The organism is Mycobacterium sp. Aquia_213 (assembly GCF_026625985.1).
Taxonomy (GTDB): domain Bacteria; phylum Actinomycetota; class Actinomycetes; order Mycobacteriales; family Mycobacteriaceae; genus Mycobacterium.
The window spans coordinates 1971124-1988515 of sequence record NZ_CP113116.1; the positions used below are offsets into that span (position 1 = coordinate 1971124).

18 protein-coding genes are annotated in these 17392 nt (G+C 67.1%); 15 read left to right on the forward strand and 3 right to left on the reverse strand.

What is annotated here, in order from left to right; translation table 11 throughout:
- Nucleotides 1-9 precede the first annotated feature (9 nt).
- From dnaJ to LMQ14_RS09300, 12 genes are all read left to right on the forward strand, one after another.
- The gene (gene dnaJ, locus LMQ14_RS09245) at nucleotides 10-1152 is read left to right on the forward strand and encodes a molecular chaperone DnaJ (protein WP_267734446.1); all 1143 of its coding nucleotides are present in this window, start codon (nucleotides 10-12) and stop codon (nucleotides 1150-1152) included.
- Between the two features lie 23 nt (nucleotides 1153-1175).
- A complete protein-coding gene (locus LMQ14_RS09250) occupies nucleotides 1176-1982 on the forward strand; it encodes a 16S rRNA (uracil(1498)-N(3))-methyltransferase (RefSeq protein ID WP_267734447.1) in 807 nt (268 codons plus the stop codon).
- A 55-nt stretch (nucleotides 1983-2037) separates the two neighbouring features.
- Nucleotides 2038-3096, forward strand: a complete 1059-nt coding sequence (locus LMQ14_RS09255; protein WP_267734448.1) for a PhoH family protein — start codon at nucleotides 2038-2040, stop codon at nucleotides 3094-3096.
- An 18-nt stretch (nucleotides 3097-3114) separates the two neighbouring features.
- Complete coding sequence (gene ybeY, locus LMQ14_RS09260) at nucleotides 3115-3648, forward strand: rRNA maturation RNase YbeY (RefSeq protein WP_267734449.1); 534 nt, start codon at nucleotides 3115-3117, stop codon at nucleotides 3646-3648.
- Nucleotides 3645-4913, forward strand: a complete 1269-nt coding sequence (locus LMQ14_RS09265) for a hypothetical protein (protein WP_420714630.1) — start codon at nucleotides 3645-3647, stop codon at nucleotides 4911-4913. The genes ybeY and LMQ14_RS09265 overlap by 4 nt, the downstream gene beginning before the upstream one ends.
- A 5-nt stretch (nucleotides 4914-4918) precedes the next feature.
- Entirely contained in the window at nucleotides 4919-6223 is a 1305-nt protein-coding gene (locus LMQ14_RS09270) for a hemolysin family protein (RefSeq protein WP_267734451.1), read from the forward strand.
- Complete coding sequence (locus LMQ14_RS09275) at nucleotides 6216-6536, forward strand: cytidine deaminase (RefSeq protein WP_267734452.1); 321 nt, start codon at nucleotides 6216-6218, stop codon at nucleotides 6534-6536. The genes LMQ14_RS09270 and LMQ14_RS09275 overlap by 8 nt, the downstream gene beginning before the upstream one ends.
- A complete protein-coding gene (era, locus tag LMQ14_RS09280; protein ID WP_267734453.1) occupies nucleotides 6533-7432 on the forward strand; it encodes a GTPase Era in 900 nt (299 codons plus the stop codon). The genes LMQ14_RS09275 and era overlap by 4 nt, the downstream gene beginning before the upstream one ends.
- Before the next feature lie 123 nt (nucleotides 7433-7555).
- Complete coding sequence (locus LMQ14_RS09285) at nucleotides 7556-9010, forward strand: PPE domain-containing protein (RefSeq protein ID WP_267734454.1); 1455 nt, start codon at nucleotides 7556-7558, stop codon at nucleotides 9008-9010.
- Nucleotides 9007-10962, forward strand: coding sequence for a coiled-coil domain-containing protein (locus tag LMQ14_RS09290; RefSeq protein ID WP_267734455.1), 1956 nt, complete (start codon nucleotides 9007-9009; stop codon nucleotides 10960-10962). Before LMQ14_RS09285 ends, LMQ14_RS09290 begins: the two co-directional genes overlap by 4 nt.
- A 243-nt stretch (nucleotides 10963-11205) precedes the next feature.
- Complete coding sequence (locus LMQ14_RS09295) at nucleotides 11206-12342, forward strand: EspA/EspE family type VII secretion system effector (RefSeq protein WP_267734456.1); 1137 nt, start codon at nucleotides 11206-11208, stop codon at nucleotides 12340-12342.
- Between the two features lie 65 nt (nucleotides 12343-12407).
- Entirely contained in the window at nucleotides 12408-12722 is a 315-nt protein-coding gene (locus tag LMQ14_RS09300) for an ESX-1 secretion-associated protein (RefSeq protein WP_267734457.1), read from the forward strand.
- A gap of 80 nt (nucleotides 12723-12802) precedes the next feature.
- Here the strand turns inward: LMQ14_RS09300 and LMQ14_RS09305 are convergent, their stop codons facing one another.
- Nucleotides 12803-14278 carry an amidase gene (locus LMQ14_RS09305; protein ID WP_267734458.1) on the reverse strand — a complete coding sequence of 492 codons (1476 nt, stop codon included), beginning with the start codon at nucleotides 14276-14278 and terminating at the stop codon, nucleotides 12803-12805.
- 61 nt (nucleotides 14279-14339) lie between these two features.
- Between LMQ14_RS09305 and recO the strand changes: the two genes are divergently transcribed.
- From recO to LMQ14_RS09320, 3 genes are read left to right on the forward strand one after another with little or no spacing between them, the layout of a single operon-like run.
- Nucleotides 14340-15137: a DNA repair protein RecO gene (recO, locus tag LMQ14_RS09310; RefSeq protein ID WP_267734459.1), complete on the forward strand. Its 798-nt coding sequence runs from the start codon at nucleotides 14340-14342 to the stop codon at nucleotides 15135-15137.
- Nucleotides 15130-16023: a decaprenyl diphosphate synthase gene (locus tag LMQ14_RS09315; RefSeq protein WP_420714631.1), complete on the forward strand. Its 894-nt coding sequence runs from the start codon at nucleotides 15130-15132 to the stop codon at nucleotides 16021-16023. Before recO ends, LMQ14_RS09315 begins: the two co-directional genes overlap by 8 nt.
- Nucleotides 16023-16451 carry a hypothetical protein gene (locus LMQ14_RS09320; protein WP_267734461.1) on the forward strand — a complete coding sequence of 143 codons (429 nt, stop codon included), beginning with the start codon at nucleotides 16023-16025 and terminating at the stop codon, nucleotides 16449-16451. The genes LMQ14_RS09315 and LMQ14_RS09320 overlap by 1 nt, the downstream gene beginning before the upstream one ends.
- A gap of 79 nt (nucleotides 16452-16530) precedes the next feature.
- Here LMQ14_RS09320 and LMQ14_RS09325 read toward each other — a convergent pair whose 3' ends face one another.
- Both LMQ14_RS09325 and LMQ14_RS09330 read right to left on the reverse strand, forming a co-directional pair.
- The gene (locus tag LMQ14_RS09325; RefSeq protein WP_267734462.1) at nucleotides 16531-16920 is read right to left on the reverse strand and encodes a Fur family transcriptional regulator; all 390 of its coding nucleotides are present in this window, start codon (nucleotides 16918-16920) and stop codon (nucleotides 16531-16533) included.
- Nucleotides 16917-17321 (reverse strand): ArsR/SmtB family transcription factor, encoded by a 405-nt coding sequence (locus LMQ14_RS09330; RefSeq protein WP_420714632.1) that lies wholly within the window; start codon nucleotides 17319-17321, stop codon nucleotides 16917-16919. Before LMQ14_RS09330 ends, LMQ14_RS09325 begins: the two co-directional genes overlap by 4 nt.
- Between the last annotated feature and the right edge of the window lie 71 nt (nucleotides 17322-17392).

The following is a 17392-nucleotide window of genomic DNA, read 5'->3' on the forward strand; positions in this document are numbered from 1 at the left end:
AGGTCAGGCGTGGCACGCGACTATTACGGGCTGCTCGGCGTGAGCAAGAACGCCGGCGATGCGGAGATCAAACGCGCGTACCGGAAGCTGGCGCGCGAACTGCACCCCGACATCAACCCCGACGAAGCCGCGCAGGCGAAGTTCAAGGAAATCAGCGTCGCCTACGAGGTGCTGAGCGACCCGGAGAAGCGCCGGATCGTCGACCTCGGTGGGGACCCGCTGGAAAACGCGGCCGCGGGCGGCGGATTCGGCGGATTCGGCGGCCTGGGCGACGTGTTCGAGGCGTTCTTCGGTGGCGGCTTCAGCGGGGGCGCGACGTCTCGCGGTCCGATCGGCCGGGTTCGGCCCGGCTCGGATTCGCTGCTGCGGATGCGGCTGGATCTCGAAGAGTGCGCGACCGGCGTGACCAAGCAGGTCACCGTCGACACCGCGGTGTTGTGTGACCGCTGCCAGGGCAAGGGCACCAACGGCGATTCCGCGCCGATCCCGTGTGACACCTGCGGCGGTCGCGGCGAGGTGCAGTCGGTGCAGCGTTCGCTGCTGGGCCAGATGGTGACGTCGCGGCCGTGCCCCACCTGTCGCGGCGTGGGCGTGGTCATCCCCGACCCCTGCCATCAGTGCGTGGGCGACGGCCGGGTGCGGGCGCGCCGCGAGATCAGCGTCAAGATTCCGGCCGGTGTCGGCGACGGCATGCGGGTTCGGCTGGCCGCTCAGGGTGAGGTCGGGCCCGGGGGAGGGCCGGCCGGTGACCTCTATGTCGAGGTGCACGAGCAGGCCCATGACATCTTCGTCCGCGACGGCGACGACCTGCACTGCACGGTTTCGGTGCCGATGGTCGACGCCGCACTCGGCGCCACGCTCAGCGTCGACGCCATCCTCGACGGCACCAGCGAGATCACCATTCCGCCTGGCACCCAACCGGGTTCGGTCATCACGCTGCGCGGCCACGGGATGCCGCAGCTGCGCTCGGCCACCCGGGGCAATCTGCACGTCCACGTCGAGGTGGTGGTGCCCACCCGGCTGGACCACCACGACAGCGAACTGTTGCGCGAGCTGAAGACCCGCCGCAGCCGTGATGTGCCCGAGGTCCGCTCGACGCACTCCGGCGGTGGGCTGTTCAGCCGGCTGCGCGAGACGTTCACCGGACGCTAGCCGCGCTCGCGGGGGCCGCGCACATGGTCGCGACGCTGTTCTACGTCGAAGCACTGCCCGACACCGGTGGGCTGGCGGTCGTCGACGGCGACGAGGGATTCCACGCCGCGACGGTGCGCCGGATCCGGTCCGGGGAGGAATTGGTGCTCGGCGACGGCGCCGGCGGCTTGGCCCGCTGCGCGGTCGAGCAGTCCGGACGCGACGGCCTGCGGGCCCGGGTGCTGGACCGTTGGACCGTCGACCCACCGAAGCCGCCGGTCACGGTCGTGCAGGCGCTGCCCAAGTCCGAGCGCTCGGAGTTGGCGATCGAATTGGCCACCGAGGCCGGCGCGGATGCGTTTTTGCCCTGGCAGGCGGCCCGCTGCGTGGCCAGCTGGCAGGGCGCCCGCGTCGAGAAGGGGCTGCGCCGCTGGCGAGCGGTGGTCCGGTCGGCGGCCCGGCAATCGCGGCGCGCCTACATCCCGCCCGTCGACCCCCTGGTGTCGACGGCGGCGCTGGTCCAGCGGATCCGCGACGAAGTGGCCGCCGGCGGCACGGTCGTGGTCCTGCACGAGTCCGCGACCGACCGGATCGCCGACGTTGCGGTGGCGCAGGCGAACTCGCTGTTCCTCGTGGTCGGTCCCGAGGGAGGTATCGCTCCGGATGAGCTGACGGCGCTGACCGACGCGGGCGGCGTCGCGATCCGGCTGGGCCCGCAGGTGCTGCGGACTTCGACGGCCGCCGCGGTGGCCTTGGGCGCACTCGGCGTGCTCACCGCGCGATGGGAGCAAACCGCCGAAGTCGGGCCGCCCGGGCCGCTAGCAGCTGACCAGGCGGAGCCCTCGGCGTAGACTGAGGCATCCGAACAACCCCTGACGAGCCGAGAAGGCAGGCACCGGAAACCACGTGACGCCACGCGAGACCAACGCTGCTGACGCAGCTGGGGCCCTGCAGGCCGACGCTCAGGTTCGCAGCAGCATCGACGTTCCCCCTGATCTCGTCGTGGGCTTGCTGGGCTCGTCAGATGAGAATCTGCGCGCCTTGGAGCGCATCCTCAGCGCCGACCTGCATGTTCGTGGCAACGCCGTCACCATTTCGGGCGAACCGGCCGACGTCGCGATCGCCGAGCGTGCGATCTCCGAGCTGATCGCGATCGTGGCCAGCGGCCAGTCGCTGACCCCGGAAGTGGTGCGCCACAGTGTCGCGATGCTGGTCGGCACCGGCGACGAGTCGCCCGCCGAGGTGCTCACCCTCGACGTCCTGGCGCGCCGCGGCAAGACGATCCGGCCCAAGACGCTCAACCAGAAGCGCTACGTCGACGCCATCGACGCCCACACCATCGTGTTCGGGGTCGGGCCGGCCGGCACCGGCAAGACGTACCTGGCCATGGCCAAGGCGGTCCACGCGCTGCAGGCAAAGCAGGTGAGCCGCATCATCCTGACCCGGCCCGCGGTGGAAGCCGGTGAGCGCCTTGGCTTTTTGCCCGGCACGCTGAGCGAGAAGATCGATCCCTATCTGCGGCCGCTGTATGACGCGCTGTACGACATGATGGATCCCGAGCTGATTCCGAAGTTGATGTCCGCCGGGGTCATCGAAGTGGCGCCACTGGCATATATGCGGGGGCGCAGCCTCAACTCCGCTTTCATCGTGCTCGACGAGGCACAGAACACCACTGCCGAGCAGATGAAGATGTTCCTCACCCGGCTGGGTTTCGGCTCCAAGATGGTCGTCACCGGGGACGTCACCCAGATCGACCTGCCGGGCGGCGCCAAGTCGGGGCTGCGGGCGGCCGTGGACATCCTCGAAGACATCGACGACATCCATGTTGCCGAGCTGACCAGCGTGGATGTGGTGCGTCATCGGCTGGTTTCGGAAATCGTCGACGCCTATGCGAGGGTTGAGGAATCCAACTCGGGCACTAATCGGGCGGCTCGGCGGGCATCCGGCACCCGAAATCGCCGATGATGGTGCGGTGAGCGGTCCATGACTATCGAAGTGTCCAACGAATCGGGCATCGACGTCTCCGAAGCGGAATTGGTGAGCGTCGCGCGCTTCGTGATCGCCAAGATGGACGTGAATCCGGTCGCCGAGCTGTCGATGGTGCTGCTGGACACCGCGGCGATGGCCGACCTGCACATGCGCTGGATGGACCTGCCCGGCCCGACCGACGTGATGAGTTTCCCGATGGACGAGCTCGAGCCCGGCGGACGTCCGGACGCACCCGAGCCGGGGCCGTCGATGCTGGGCGACATTGTGTTGTGCCCGGAGTTCGCGGCCGAGCAGGCCGCCGCGGCGGGCCACAGTCTCGGACATGAGTTGGCGCTGTTGACAATTCACGGCGTGCTGCACCTGCTCGGCTATGACCACGCCGAGCACGACGAGGAGAAGGAGATGTTCGCCCTACAGGGGCGGCTTCTCGAAGAGTGGGTAGCCGAACAGGTCGAGGCGTACCACTACGACCGGCAGGACGAGAAAGATCGCCGGTTGCTGGACAAGTCAAGGTATTTCGACAATTGAACCCTTTGAAGAGAGCACTCTGGATCGCGGTTTGCGCCGCCATAGCCTTGGCGCCGCTGGTCGTGCTGGCCGGCGCGCCCGGTGTGGCACAGGCGTCTCCGTGCGCCGGCGACGGGGCAAACCCCGTGTCCTGCCAGCACTGCCTGTTTTATGTGCAGGCGTATCACACCGCGAACGTGTGCAACGCCCCTGCGCCGCGGCCGGCCCCGGCACCGTCGAGCACCGTGCCGGCCTATATTCCGGAGCCGCCGCCGTTGCCCCCGCCCACTTCCACGCGCCCGGCGCCGACGCCGGTGCAGACCCCGAAGATCAATGCCCCGGCCCCGGGTGCGCCGAGAAACGTCGGGGTGGTGGCACCGCCGAAGAAGCTGGATGCGCCACCGCAGGCGGTCGCGGCTGCCAAGGCCGCACCCGCGGCGCGAATCAATCCGGCCGACCCGCCGAAGCCGCCGACCGGGACGGACTTCAACCAGCAGGTGCAGAACGTCGTCAGCACCCACAGTGAAAACGTCGAACAGGTCAGGGCTGACAACAAGGTCCTGATCCGCCCCCGGCACTGGGACTACGTCGACTACGACGAGGATCACCGGCCGGTTCTGTACAACCCGCTCAGTCAGGCGATGACCTTCCACTACACCTACGACGGCGCTTCCCAGGAGGCGTACCTTCCGGCCGGTGGCCGGATCGTGCTGGATGCCGGCACGGTGGGCCTGGTTCCGTTCACCGCGGTCGGCGAGAGCTATCTGGCGGCGGGCAGCTTCTACGGCGGGGCTTTCGTACCGCCGCCCAACGGGCAGGGTCCACCGCCGCCGGAGTATGTCGCCCCGGCACCCCCGACGCTGTATCAGAACGTCTTGGCCGAAGTCCCCGCCGACAACCAGATCGTGCAAATCGGTCAGGTGGCGGTGGTGGGCCGCGACGAAAGCCAACCCGTGGGCAGCCAGGACACCTTCCTGCTCGACGACTCCACCGTGGCCTGGGGTCAGGTCAACGATCCCACCAGCGGCGTGCAGATCAGGGTGAGCAAGACCCAGTCGCTGCCGGGCTTCGGGCCGACCGACAATGGCGACTTCCTGGTGGCGCTGGCCGTTCGCGGCGACCAAAGCCAACCCGCTCAGCCCACCCAACCCGCCCAAGCCTGGTGGCCGTGGGCGGTGCGCTACGGGTTGCTGGTGATGGCGGTTGTCGTCATCGCCGGGTTGCTCAATCGTCGGGGCAAAGGCGACGACGCCAACACAGAGTCCGCTACCGAGTCAAGGCATTAGCACCGTTGACCGGGATATCTCAGCTGCTCGGCGCGCTCGCGTTGATCGTTCTGGGTGGGGTCTTCGCGGCGATCGACGGTGCCATTAGCACGGTGTCGGTGGCTCGGGTGGCCGAGCTGGTGCGCGATGAGCGGCCCGGAGCGCGGTCCTTGTCGAAGGTGATGGCCGATCGGCCACGCTATATCAACCTGGTGGTGCTGTTGCGCATCACCTGTGAGGTCACCGCGACCGTACTGTTGGTCGTCTTCCTGTACGACAACTTCGGTCTGAACTGGGCGGTGTTCGGCGCCGCGACCATCATGGTGCTGACCAGCTTCATCGTCATCGGTGTGGGTCCGCGGACCCTTGGCCGCCAGCACGCGTATCAGATCTCACTGGTGTTAGCCATTCCGCTGCAGGTGGTTTCGTCGCTGTTGATGCCGGTCAGCCGGCTGCTGGTGGTGATTGGTAACGCGCTCACGCCCGGCCGCGGCCTGAGAAACGGGCCGTTCGCGTCTGAGATCGAGTTACGCGAAGTTGTCGACCTGGCCCAGCAGCGCGGCGTCGTCGCCGCCGACGAGCGCCGGATGATCGAGTCGGTGTTCGAACTCGGCGACACCCCGGCGCGTGAGGTGATGGTGCCGCGCACCGAGATGATCTGGATCGAAAGTGACAAATTCGCCAGCCAGGCGATGAACTTGGCCGTGCGCAGTGGGCATTCCCGCATTCCGGTGATCGGCGAGAACGTCGACGACATCGTCGGGGTGGTGTATCTGAAAGACCTTGTCGAGCAGACATTCTTGGCCGCTGACGGTGGTCGGGATATCAAGGTGGCGCAGGTGATGCGTCCGGCGGTGTTCGTGCCGGACTCCAAGCCGTTGGATGCGCTGCTGCGTGAAATGCAGCGCGACCGCAACCACATGGCGCTGCTCGTCGACGAGTACGGCGCGATCGCCGGGCTGGTCAGCATCGAAGACGTACTCGAGGAGATCGTCGGCGAGATCGCCGACGAGTACGACGAAGCAGAGGTAGCACCGATAGAAGACTTGGGCGACAAGCACTTTCGGGTGTCGTCGCGGCTGCCGATCGAAGACGTCGGCGAACTCTACGATGTCGAATTCGACGACGATCTCGACGTCGACACGGTGGGCGGCCTGATGGCACTGGAATTGGGGCGGGTTCCGCTGCCCGGCGCCGAGGTGGTCTCGCACGGCCTGCGGCTGCGCGCCGAGGGGGGCACCGACCATCGCGGGCGGCTGCGGATCGGCACGGTGCTGCTGAGCCCGGCCGAATCGGAGGACCGCGAGTTCGAGGGCACGCATCATGGCTGAGCAACTCGACGCCGAGGACGCGAAGCTGGTGGTGCTGGCGCGCGCCGCGATGGCCCGCGTCCAGGCCGGCAGCGCCGCCTCGGTGCGCGATGTCGACGGCCGCACGTATGCGGCTGCGCCAGTGGACTTGTCGGCGCTACAGCTCACCGGATTGCAGGCGGCGGTGGCCGCGGCCGTATCCAGCGGGGCGAGGAGCCTGGAGGCCGCCGTGTTGGTTTCCGGGTCGGCCGACGACCCCGGCATCGCCGCGGTGCGCGAGCTCAGCCCGACCGTGGCGATCATCTTCACCGACCCCGCCGGTGCCCCGCTATGAGTGAATTCCGTTCGGGTTTCGTGTGTTTGGTGGGCCGGCCGAACACCGGAAAGTCGACTTTGACCAACGCTCTGGTCGGCACCAAGGTCGCGATCACCTCGAAACGCCCGCAGACCACCCGTCACACCATCCGCGGCATCGTGCACCGGGAGAACTTTCAGATCATTCTCGTCGACACCCCGGGCCTGCACCGGCCGCGCACCCTGCTGGGCAAACGGCTCAACGACCTGGTCCGGGATACGTATACCGAAGTCGACGTCATCGGGTTGTGCATCCCGGCCGACGAGGCGATCGGTCCCGGAGATCGCTGGATCCTCGACCAGATTCGTTCGGTCGCACCGAAGACCACGCTCGTCGTGATCGTCACCAAGATCGACAAGACACCCAAGGATCGGGTGGCTGCGCAGCTCTTCGCCGTCAGTGAATTAGTCGAAGGCTCGGCCGAAATCGTCCCGGTCTCTGCCGTGGCCGGAACACAGGTCGACGTGCTGATCGACGTCCTGGTCGCGGCGCTGCCCCCCGGTCCGGCGTATTACCCCGACGGCGAGCTGACCGACGAACCGGAAGAGACCCTGATAGCCGAACTGATCCGCGAAGCCGCCCTGGAGGGGATTCACGACGAGCTTCCGCACTCGCTGGCGGTGGTGATCGACGAGATCAACCCGCGATCCGACCGCGACGACCTGATCGACGTGCACGCGTTGCTCTACGTCGAGCGGGACAGCCAGAAGGGCATCATCATCGGCAAGGGTGGGGCCAGGCTGCGCGAAGTCGGGACGGCGGCACGCGCCCAGATCGAGAAGTTGCTGGGCACCAAGGTCTATCTCGACCTGCGCGTCAAGGTCGCCAAGAACTGGCAGAGCGACCCGAAACAGCTTGGGCGGCTTGGCTTTTAGCTCATAGAACCTCGCGGTCAGGTATCGCGCTGCGTATTCGACCGACCCTTTCCAAGAATCCTTTGAGGGTTTAAGGAGAAGGTCTTCTCCAACGGTCGAGACAGCAGAAGGAGGACCGCCGCCATGACGCAGCCGCTGACGGTCAACGTGGAGAAGCAGGAACTTCTAGCCAGAGCCGCCGAACTGGAGCAAGCGATTCCCGGCCTGCCCCCGGAAATCCAAGCCCTCCAGGCGCCGTGCGCCCATCCACCAATAGTCTCGGCTGGCGAACAACTTATGTTGTCCGCGAACAACATACGGCTGTACCTGAGCGTAGGCGATCGGGAGCGGGGAAGGTTGGCGGAGTCGCTGCGCAACGCGGCCAAGGCCTACGATGACGCGGACGAGGGTGCTGCGCAGGCCATCCATGATGGGACCCCCGTGTCGATCGCGCCGCTGAAGGTCGCCGATCCGGTGGATCGGGCCAAGCTGACCGACACGCCGTTGGCGGCGGCACCGTCACCGGTCGAATTTCAGACGGTCAAACAACGGTCGTGGGACTTGGAGCAGGCCGACCAGGGTGCCGCATTTCTTGCCTTCGCGGATGGATGGGAGGCCTACCGGGTCACCTTGTTGCGAGCCAGCGCTCGATTCCGGCCTTTCACGCAATGGTCCGGCACAGCGAGTTCGGCTGTTGAAGCGAACTTCGATCAACAGAGGTCGTGGTTGAACGCCATGGCGGAATTGTGCAACCAGCTGGTCACTCAAGCCCGCACCGTCGTCGATGCCCACCGCTGGGTACGCCACGAACACGTAAAGTTCACTGGCCCCTTCGGCGAATCCTTCATCACTTACCAAGACTGCGTAAGGAACGAAGAAGAATGGGCAATGTATAGCGACAACCCCGATACGCCGGGCTTTAGACAATCTTTTATCGACAACTGGCACCAAATCCAAGAAACCTCGGACGAGGTCATTTCCCAGTACCAGCAGAAGGCGAACCTCCCGTTAACTCCGGTTAACCCGCCGAAGCCTCCGGAGGCTTTCCCCATCGAGCCGGCGTCCGACAGCGACGACATTCCTGACGACGGTGGGGCGATCCTTCCCGACAGTCCCGCTGGTGACGCGGCGGCCGGGCTGCCGAGCATGCCCTGCATGCCGAGTCTGCCTTCGGCCGGTACCCCGAAGACGCCGGCGGTGCCGAACCTGCCCCTGGCGGGCGGGAAAGACACCAAGGTTCCGGGTCTGCTGAAAGGGGGGTCGCCGTCGCTCAAAGCCGCGTCGGTCGGCCTTGGCGGGCTCGGCGTGCCGTCGACGCCGTTGAAGGATCCCTACTACGCCTCGGCTTCGCCAGGCCCGGCGGCGAACAGCGCGGCCGGCCCCGGCCCTGCGCTGCCGGGAGCGCGCGGCGCGATGGGTGGCGGCGGCATGGGTGCGGCGCCGCTGGGCGCCCAGGGCGATCGAGGTGCCGGCAAGGGCAAACGCCTGCAGCAGGACGACGACGCGATCTACACCGAGAACCGCGCTTGGACCGAGGGCATCATCGGGCGACTCCCGCCGCCGAAGGGCGCCGCCGACCAGAAAGGCCCGAAGTCATGAGCATCGTGAAGCCGACGGGTCAGTATGCGGAGCGGATGCTCGAACCGAACGGGTGGCCACAGGTCGATGAGGGCAGCTTGCACGACCGGGCTCAGGAATACACGCGGGTTTTGTCGGATATCACCGAGGTTTTGCAGGCCTGCCAGCACCAGCAAATTGAGATTTTCGAGGTCGGCGTCTGGACGGGCGCCGCCGCCGGTGCTGCGGGCGGCGAGCTTGCGACGCGCATCGACGATTTGACGACGCTGCAAAGCCATGTGGCGAGAGTGATTGCCTGGCAACGGGATATCGCGGGCTCGGTCGTTCAAGCCAAGTCGGAAATCGGCGACAACGTGGAGCTCGCTCACCGGCAGATCAACGAGCTGGAGAACGACTCCAGCCTCGACGCCGCCGAGCGGACCGATGCGATCGACGCGGTGGTGAGTGCGACGCACGCGGCGAATGTCAGCGTGGTGACCGACACCGCGGAGCAGATTATGGCCAGCAAGCAGGCGACGCCCCCGGCCCACGCCGCGCGGAACCTGCTCCACCAGCAAGTGTTACCACGCGAAGACGACGAGTCCGCTGAGAACACTCCCGCGTGGCCGGCGTCGGTGGCCCCGGCGCCGATTGCGCCGGTAACGCTGTCGCCGTCAGCTGCCCCTGCGGGCGGCGGCCCGCGGCCAACTCCGCAACTGCCTCCGTTGCCTGGGCCCGCGTTGGTGTCGTCGTCGACTGGGCCGGCGTCGGTATCCCCGGCGGCCTCCGCCGGCGGCCATGCGGTCGCGACGCCGGGTGCCTCCGGTATGGGTCCTGCGGCTGCGCACGGTTCGGCGACACCGCATGGGGGTGTCAGGAGCAAGGGCGTGGTTTCGGTTCGGCCGTTGTCGGGAGACTCGTCACCCGGACCAGCGGACGAGACCGCCATGCCGAGCGGGCCCATCGCCCCGGCCGCGCCGATGACGCCGGCCGCTGCAGCCGGTGGTCAGGGCGCGGGGTCGGGTTCGCGTGCCCCTATCGGGCAGGCGCCATCGGGCAAGCCGTCCGGTGTGCGACCGGCCGCCACCGCCAAGGCGGCACCGCGGCACCGGGCTGCGGCACGCAGGGAGTCGACCGAATCCACTCGGACACCGGATATCGCTGCGGTGCAGCTAGTTTCGGTTTCAACGGCGCGCGCCGCGCGGGACGCGATTGCCGACGCCACCGGCGGTAGCGCCTCGCGTCGCGCCGGGTCTGATGGACTGCGGCGGGCACGACACGTCGCGGCTGCCCTGAACGCGCACGTCGCGGGCAGCGCGCCGGATATGGGGTTCTTCTGGGTGACCGCGGTGACCACCGACGGCGAGATCGTGGTGGCCAACAGCTACGGGCTGGCCTACATTCCCGACGGGGTGCAGTTGCCCGAAAAGGTGCACATGGCAAGCGCGGACGAGACGATCCCAGCCTCGGATCGGGCGCGCTGGGCGACCTATCCGGTGTTGGCCGTGCAGGCATGGGCGAGCCATCGCAACACCGAGTTGCGGGCGGTCATCGGCACCGAAACGCAGTTGGCCAATTGCGATCCCGGTGTGGCCAAGATTGTGCTGCGCCTGGATGACATTCCGGACAGCGGCGAGATGGACGGGCGAACCCGGCTAGAAGTGGTGGACCCGGCAGCGGCCGATCGGTTGGCAGCCACCCCGGATCGGGAATTGCTCGAGCTGATACCCGCGGCGCCCGTTGGCAACCCACCGGCCAGCCGGCGTGCCATGTTGTGGCTCGCGGTGATGCAGCCGCTGGCCAGCGAGCTAGCCGGCCGCCAGGCCGCACACCTACGGGCAATGCACGCCTACGCCGTCCACACCCAAGAGGTCGTCCTGCACCGGGCTCACACCGCGGCGGACCCGGTTGCCCAGCGTGGCAACGTCGCCGACTGGCTGTACTGGAACCACCTCGCGACGCGGCTCGACGTCCCCCTCGCCGAGGCAGCGTAATTCGGAAATCCGCTCCAAGAATCTGTCAAGGGCGATAGCCGAAAATTTTCGCAACGGTCGGAAAGCCCCCGGCCGGGTTCATCGCCGAACCTCACCAAACGTATCGAGAGCAAGGAACTACTGATGAACGTATTCGTAGACGCCGCAAGGGTAATAGCCAATTTGGGTGGGATTGGCGCACAATTCAACGGCTCAGGCAGCGCCAGTTACGGTGGTGAATATATTGCGTCAAGTGTGACCAGTATGAGCGCGGACGCGCTCTCCGCCGGCCTCACCAGCTACCGAGCGATTGGGCAATATCGGCTGTCCCGGAACATGTCTCCCGAAGAGCTCGAAGAGGTCGGGGCGAACAAGGACACCACCAGCCTTATCCTCAAGGCCCTCACCGTCGTCGACATCGTGGAGCTGATGACCGGATTCGGGCCACCTTGCGACGGAGCGGATTTCACCGCGGGTTCGCAACAGCTCACCGAAATCTCCGAACAGCTGAAGACGGCCCTCCCCGACGACGGCTGGCAGGGTGATGCGTCGGACGCGTATTCCCAGCAGGTGGCCGCACTGAGAACTCTCGCGCAGGCGATGGCCGAGCTGGACCTCCAGGCTGCCGACATCACCAAGAATCAGGCCGAGTGGGTCACCCACATGCGCTTGGCCTTCGGCATATTGAAGGACCTACTGATGGCGGCATTTGCGATTGAATATGCCATGAAGGTCGGGGTGCCCGCTCCGGCCGGCCCCGCCCTGGCCGCAACCTTCGCCACCACGGTCGCCGTCCTGGGGATAGGCGCTGCCAGCTCCTTCGTTTTGACGCTGTTCTACTACTCGCAGGAAAATGCAAGCAAGGCAAACGATTTGATCTTCAAGTACCAAAAGTTGGCGCCGAGTGCGACGGGCACCGTGTCGACCGAGTCGCAGGTGGCCGTCGCGCTGAAGTCCACCACGCCCGACTTCGGCGAGGTCTCGCGCAAGATGACCGACGTGTTCAGCGCGGTCGACGTCACCACGACGACGCGCCCGGACGCTGCGCCGAAGCAAGGCACGCTGACCAACGCGGACGAACCTCCCCGGCGGCGTGTGCTGGGTGTCCCGGATGAGACCACACCGTCCACGCCGTCATGCAGCGTGCCGCCCGTGGCCTCGGTCGCTCAAATGCCAGGGAAGGCAGCGCAACTCAACCAAAGTGCGGGGCCGCGGCCGATTTACCCGGTACCCCGGACGGGCCAGAAGGCGGGTCTCATCGAGGAGCCTGCGTCCGCCGACGATGTCGACGGCAACGGAGCGGCCCGGGGTTCCGAGGGCGCCGAGCGTGCACCGGTCGAGGTGGCCGCGGTCGGTCGGCACGCCGATGTGCCGCAGGGCCTGGAACGGCGCGCCGGGTAACCCGCCACCTCAGTCGAAACCGTTGTGAACCAACCCAATACAGACCAATCAAAAGGAGATCAACCATGTTGGACTTAGTCGTCACGCCCAATTACCTCGACAGGCTGGCCACAATTGAGAACCAAGCGTCCGACAAGATCGGATCCGCGGCCGGAGCGACCAACGGGGTCAGCAGCGATGTCTGGCTTACCCACGGTGTGGCCAGCGAACCCTCCAATATTGCGCTCACGCGTGCCGAGGCCGCGCGCCGGTCCGCGATCGAAGCGATGCAAAGTGTCTGCAAGGACCTCGCCGTCAAGCTGGGCGCGGCCGCCGACGCCTATTCGAAGACCGACGAGCAGGCGGGCGGGAACATCGACAAGCAACTCCTCGCCGGCTGATTGGATGCCGATGAGATGAGACCCTCCCACGCCCGGTGGGAGGGCCTCATTATGTCGAAAAAGTCAGTGCGCCAACACGTTTAGTCGTGCGGACGGAAGTGGTCGTGCTCCCACCACACCTTCGGCTGCTTGGCGGCCCAGCCGCAGACGGCCTCCAACTCGGCGGCCAGCGAGATCAGCATGCCCTCGCTGTTCGCCGGGCCCATCAACTGCACACCGATCGGCAAGCCGTCCGCGGTGAACCCGGCCGGCACGTTGATCGACGGCCAGCCCAGCACATTCCACGGCCAGGTCGCCGGGCACGCCTTGATCATGGCGCGGTCGGTGCCGAAGCCACTCAACCGGTCGAAGGATCGGGCCAGCGGGGGTGGTTGCGCGGTCGTCGGGGCCACCACCACGTCGACGATGTCGAAGATCGAGCCCACCCGGCGCTGCAGGGCGGCTTCGTGCACTCGCGCGTTGCGCAGGATGGCCTGCCCCAGTACATGGCCCATCCGCAGGTTGGACAGCGTGCGAGGATCAAACACGACGCCGTCGCCCAGCCGCTCTTCCCATTCGCGCAGTCCCGCAGTCGATCTGGCTAGAAAGTCCCACCCCAGCCGCACGCCGTAGTCCGGGTTCCCGGTCATGACCGTGTGGCCGAGCAATTGGAGCTGCTTGCTCACGGCGCGGGTCGCGGCCAGGATCTCGGGATGCAGCTTGGCCCGAAAGACGGTGTACGCGAACCGGGTTGACAGCGCGATGTTCAGCGGCCCGGGCGCGATGCTGACGTAGTCGGACGCCTTCAGCGGGGGCGGCTTGTGCCGGTCACCCTCGACATTGCCCGACGCCGCGTCGAGCACCAGTGCGGCGTCGGCCACCGTGCGGGCCAGCACGCCGTTGACCGTGATCCCGTTGAACGACTCCGGTAGCGGCCAGGTCGAGATCCGGCCGCGCTGCGGCTTGATCCCGACCAGGTGTGTCCACGCCGCGGGAATGCGGATGCTGCCGGCGCCGTCGGAGCCGATCGCCGCGGTGACCAGACCCGCGGCCACCGCGGCCGCACTGCCGCCTGACGACCCGCCCGGGGTGTGTCGCCGCGACCACGGATTGCGGGTGTGCCCGAATCCGGGCCCACTGGTGAACGGCCACTGACCCAGCTCGCAGGTGTTGGTCTTGCCGACGATCACCGCCCCGGCGGCCTTGAGGCGGCGGACCACCTCGGCGTCCTGGGTGGCGGGCCGGACGTGGCCGTCGGTGCCGAACGCGGTCGGCACCCCAGCAACATCGACGTCGTCTTTGACGGCGATCGGGACACCCAGCAACGGCGCCGTGTCGCCGGCGGCCCGTCGCCGGTCGGCCTCGGCCGCGTCGGTTAGTGCCGACTCGGTCAAGACCACCCGGAATGCGTTCAGCGTGGACTGGCTGACATCGATCGCGTGTAGCGAACGGCGCACCAATGTGTCGGATGTCACCGAGCGGCTGTTCAGCTGATAGAGCAGGTCAGTGAGTGTGGGCAGGCGCGTGCCGCGGGATCCGGAAGCGGACCCAGAAGCGGACTCGAAAGCGCCAATCACGGGGTACGAGACTATCGGCGCGGATCCCCGCGATGTCGCGGCGGGGTGCAAAACTATTGAGATGCGGCTATATCGAGACCGAGCGGTAGTGCTGCGCCAGCACAAGCTCGGCGAAGCCGACCGGATCGTCACCCTGCTGACCCGTGATCACGGGCTGGTGCGTGCGGTGGCCAAAGGGGTGCGCCGCACCCGCAGCAAATTCGGCGCGCGGCTGGAGCCGTTCGCGCACATCGATGTGCAGCTGCATCCCGGCCGCAATCTCGACATCGTCACCCAGGTCGTTTCGATCGACGCGTTCGCCACCGACATCGTCAGCGACTACGGCCGCTACACCTGCGGGTGCGCGATGCTGGAGACCGCCGAGCGCCTGGCCGGTGAGGAGCGCGCACCCGCCCCGGCGCTGCACCGGCTCACGGTGGGCGCGCTGCGGGCGGTGGCCGACGGAAACCGCCCGCGTGACCTGCTGCTGGATGCCTACCTGCTGCGTGCCATGGGCATCGCCGGCTGGGCACCGGCGCTGACCGAGTGCGCCCGTTGCGCCACGCCCGGCCCGCATCGGGCGTTTCACATCGCCGCCGGGGGCAGCATCTGCGGTCACTGCCGCCCCGCGGGCTCGACGACACCGCCGCTGGGCGTGCTGGAGCTGATGTCCGCGCTGCACGATGGCGATTGGGAGGCCGCCGAGGCCACACCGCAATCCCACCGCAGCCATGTCAGCGGATTGGTGGCCGCCCACCTGCAATGGCATCTGGAACGCCAGCTCAAGACGTTGCCGCTGGTGGAGCGCAATTATCGGGTCGACCGCACAATCGCCGATCGGCGCGCCGCGCTGATCGGGCAGGATGAGGACTGTGGCTAAGAACCACGACCGCAAATTGAGGTCCACCGACTTCCCGCAACTGCCCGCCGCACCCGAGGACTATCCGACTTTTCCCGACACGTCGACATGGCCGGTGGTGTTCCCCGAGTTGCCGCCCGCTCCCGACGGCGGCCCGAGCCGGCCACCGCAGCACATTTCGAAGGCGGTCGCGCCGCGGATCCCGGCGGAGCGATTGCCCAACCATGTGGCCATCGTGATGGACGGCAATGGCCGCTGGGCCACCCAACAGGGGCTGACCCGTACCGACGGCCACAAGGCGGGGGAGGCGGTCGTCATCGACGTCGTCTGCGGGGCAATCGAAATCGGGATCAAGTGGCTCAGCCTCTACGCCTTCTCTACCGAAAACTGGAAGCGTTCCCCCGAGGAGGTCCGCTTCCTGATGGGCTTCAACCGTGACGTGGTGCGCATGCGGCGGGTGAACCTCATGGCGATGGGGGTCAAGATCCGGTGGGTGGGGTCGCGGCCCCGCCTGTGGCGCAGCGTGATCAATGAATTGGCGGTCGCGGAGGCGATGACGAGGGGCAATGACGTCATCACCGTCAACTACTGCGTCAACTATGGCGGTCGGGCCGAAATCGCGGAATCCGCAAGGGAAATCGCACGCTTGGCGGCCGCCGGCCGGCTGAACCCGGAGCGCGTCTCCGAGGCGACGGTGGCGCATCACCTGCAGCGGCCCGACATCCCCGACGTGGATCTCTTTCTGCGGACCTCGGGGGAGCAGCGCTCCAGCAATTTCATGCTGTGGCAGGCGGCGTACGCCGAATACATCTTTCAGGACAAGCTGTGGCCCGACTACGACCGTCGCGACCTATGGGCGGCCTGCGAGGAATATGCGGACCGCAACCGACGGTTTGGGAGCGCCTAATGCCATCTCTGCAGGAGCGTCTGGGGTCGATTCTCCGCGACGTGCTGACCGTCGAGGACGAAGCCGACGGCGGGCTCACGGTGCACCACGACGGCACCTTCGCGTCGTTGCGGGTGGTCAACATCGCCGAGGGACTCGACCTGGTGTCGCTCACCCAGATCGTGGTGTGGGATCTGCCGCTGACCAAGAAGCTCAGCGATCAGGTGGCCAAGCAGGCGCACGCCAGCAACTTCGGCAATGTGACCTTGGTCGAAAAGATCAGCGACAAGGCCGCGCAGCGCAACTCCGGCAAGGGCGGGTCCAAGACCGCCGACGTGATGCTGCGCTACAACTTTCCCGGTGCCGGCCTAGCCGACGACGCCCTGCGCACCCTGATCCTGCTGGTGCTCGATACGGGTGGCCAGATGCGTCGCGTCCTGACGGCCTGAGCCCCAGGTTTCCGCCGAGCGTGAAGTTAGTTTCACGCTGGGCCGCGAGCGTGAAGTTAGTTTCACGCTCGCCATGTGACTACCTGCAGTCCGCGCACGTCCCGAAGATCTCGATGGTGTGGCTGACCTCGGAGTAGCCATGCTTGGCGGCCACTTGCGTCGCCCATTCCTCGACCTCGTGGTCACCCACCTCGATCGTGGACCCGCAGTGGCGGCACACCAGGTGGTGGTGATGGTGCTCCGAGCAGCGCCGGTAGACCGATTCGCCGGTGTCGGTGCGCAGCGTGTCGACCAATCCCGCCGATGCCATCGACTGCAGCGTCCGGTAGACCGTGGTCAGCCCGATGTTCTCGCCGCGGCGGCGCAGCTCGTCGTGCAACTCCTGGGCCGAGCGGAATTCGTCCAGGGTCTCCAGCAGCGTGGAAATCGCCGCACGCTGACGGGTGGAGCGGACGCTGGGTTGTGTCATGGGGTGTCCTCGCTGGCGTGGGCGACGGCGTCGACGACGATGTGCGCCAGGTGGTGGTCGGCCAGGCGGTACAGCACCTCGCGGCCGGACCGCTCCCCGGCGACCACACCTGCCGCCTTGAGAATCTTCAAATGCTGGCTGACCAGCGGTTGTGGCACACCCAGCGCGTCGACCAGCTCATGCACGCAGCGCTGGGATTCGCGTAGTTGCAGCACGATGGCGATCCGCACGGGTGCTGCCAAGGCGCGCAACAGCTCGCCGGCGGCGTCGAGGATTTCTCGCGGCGGCGGCACCGGATATTCGGCGAACGGCGAATGCTCGCCGGCGGCCGCCTCGCCGTGCCGGTGGGCAACCAGATCCGACGACGAGCCATGTGCAGCGGTCGGCGATGAAGAAGACATCACCATGCGAGCGTCATCACCTCGAGAAGTGCGGGGTACCTGGAGTGCCCACTGTAGGGAACGACTTCCAC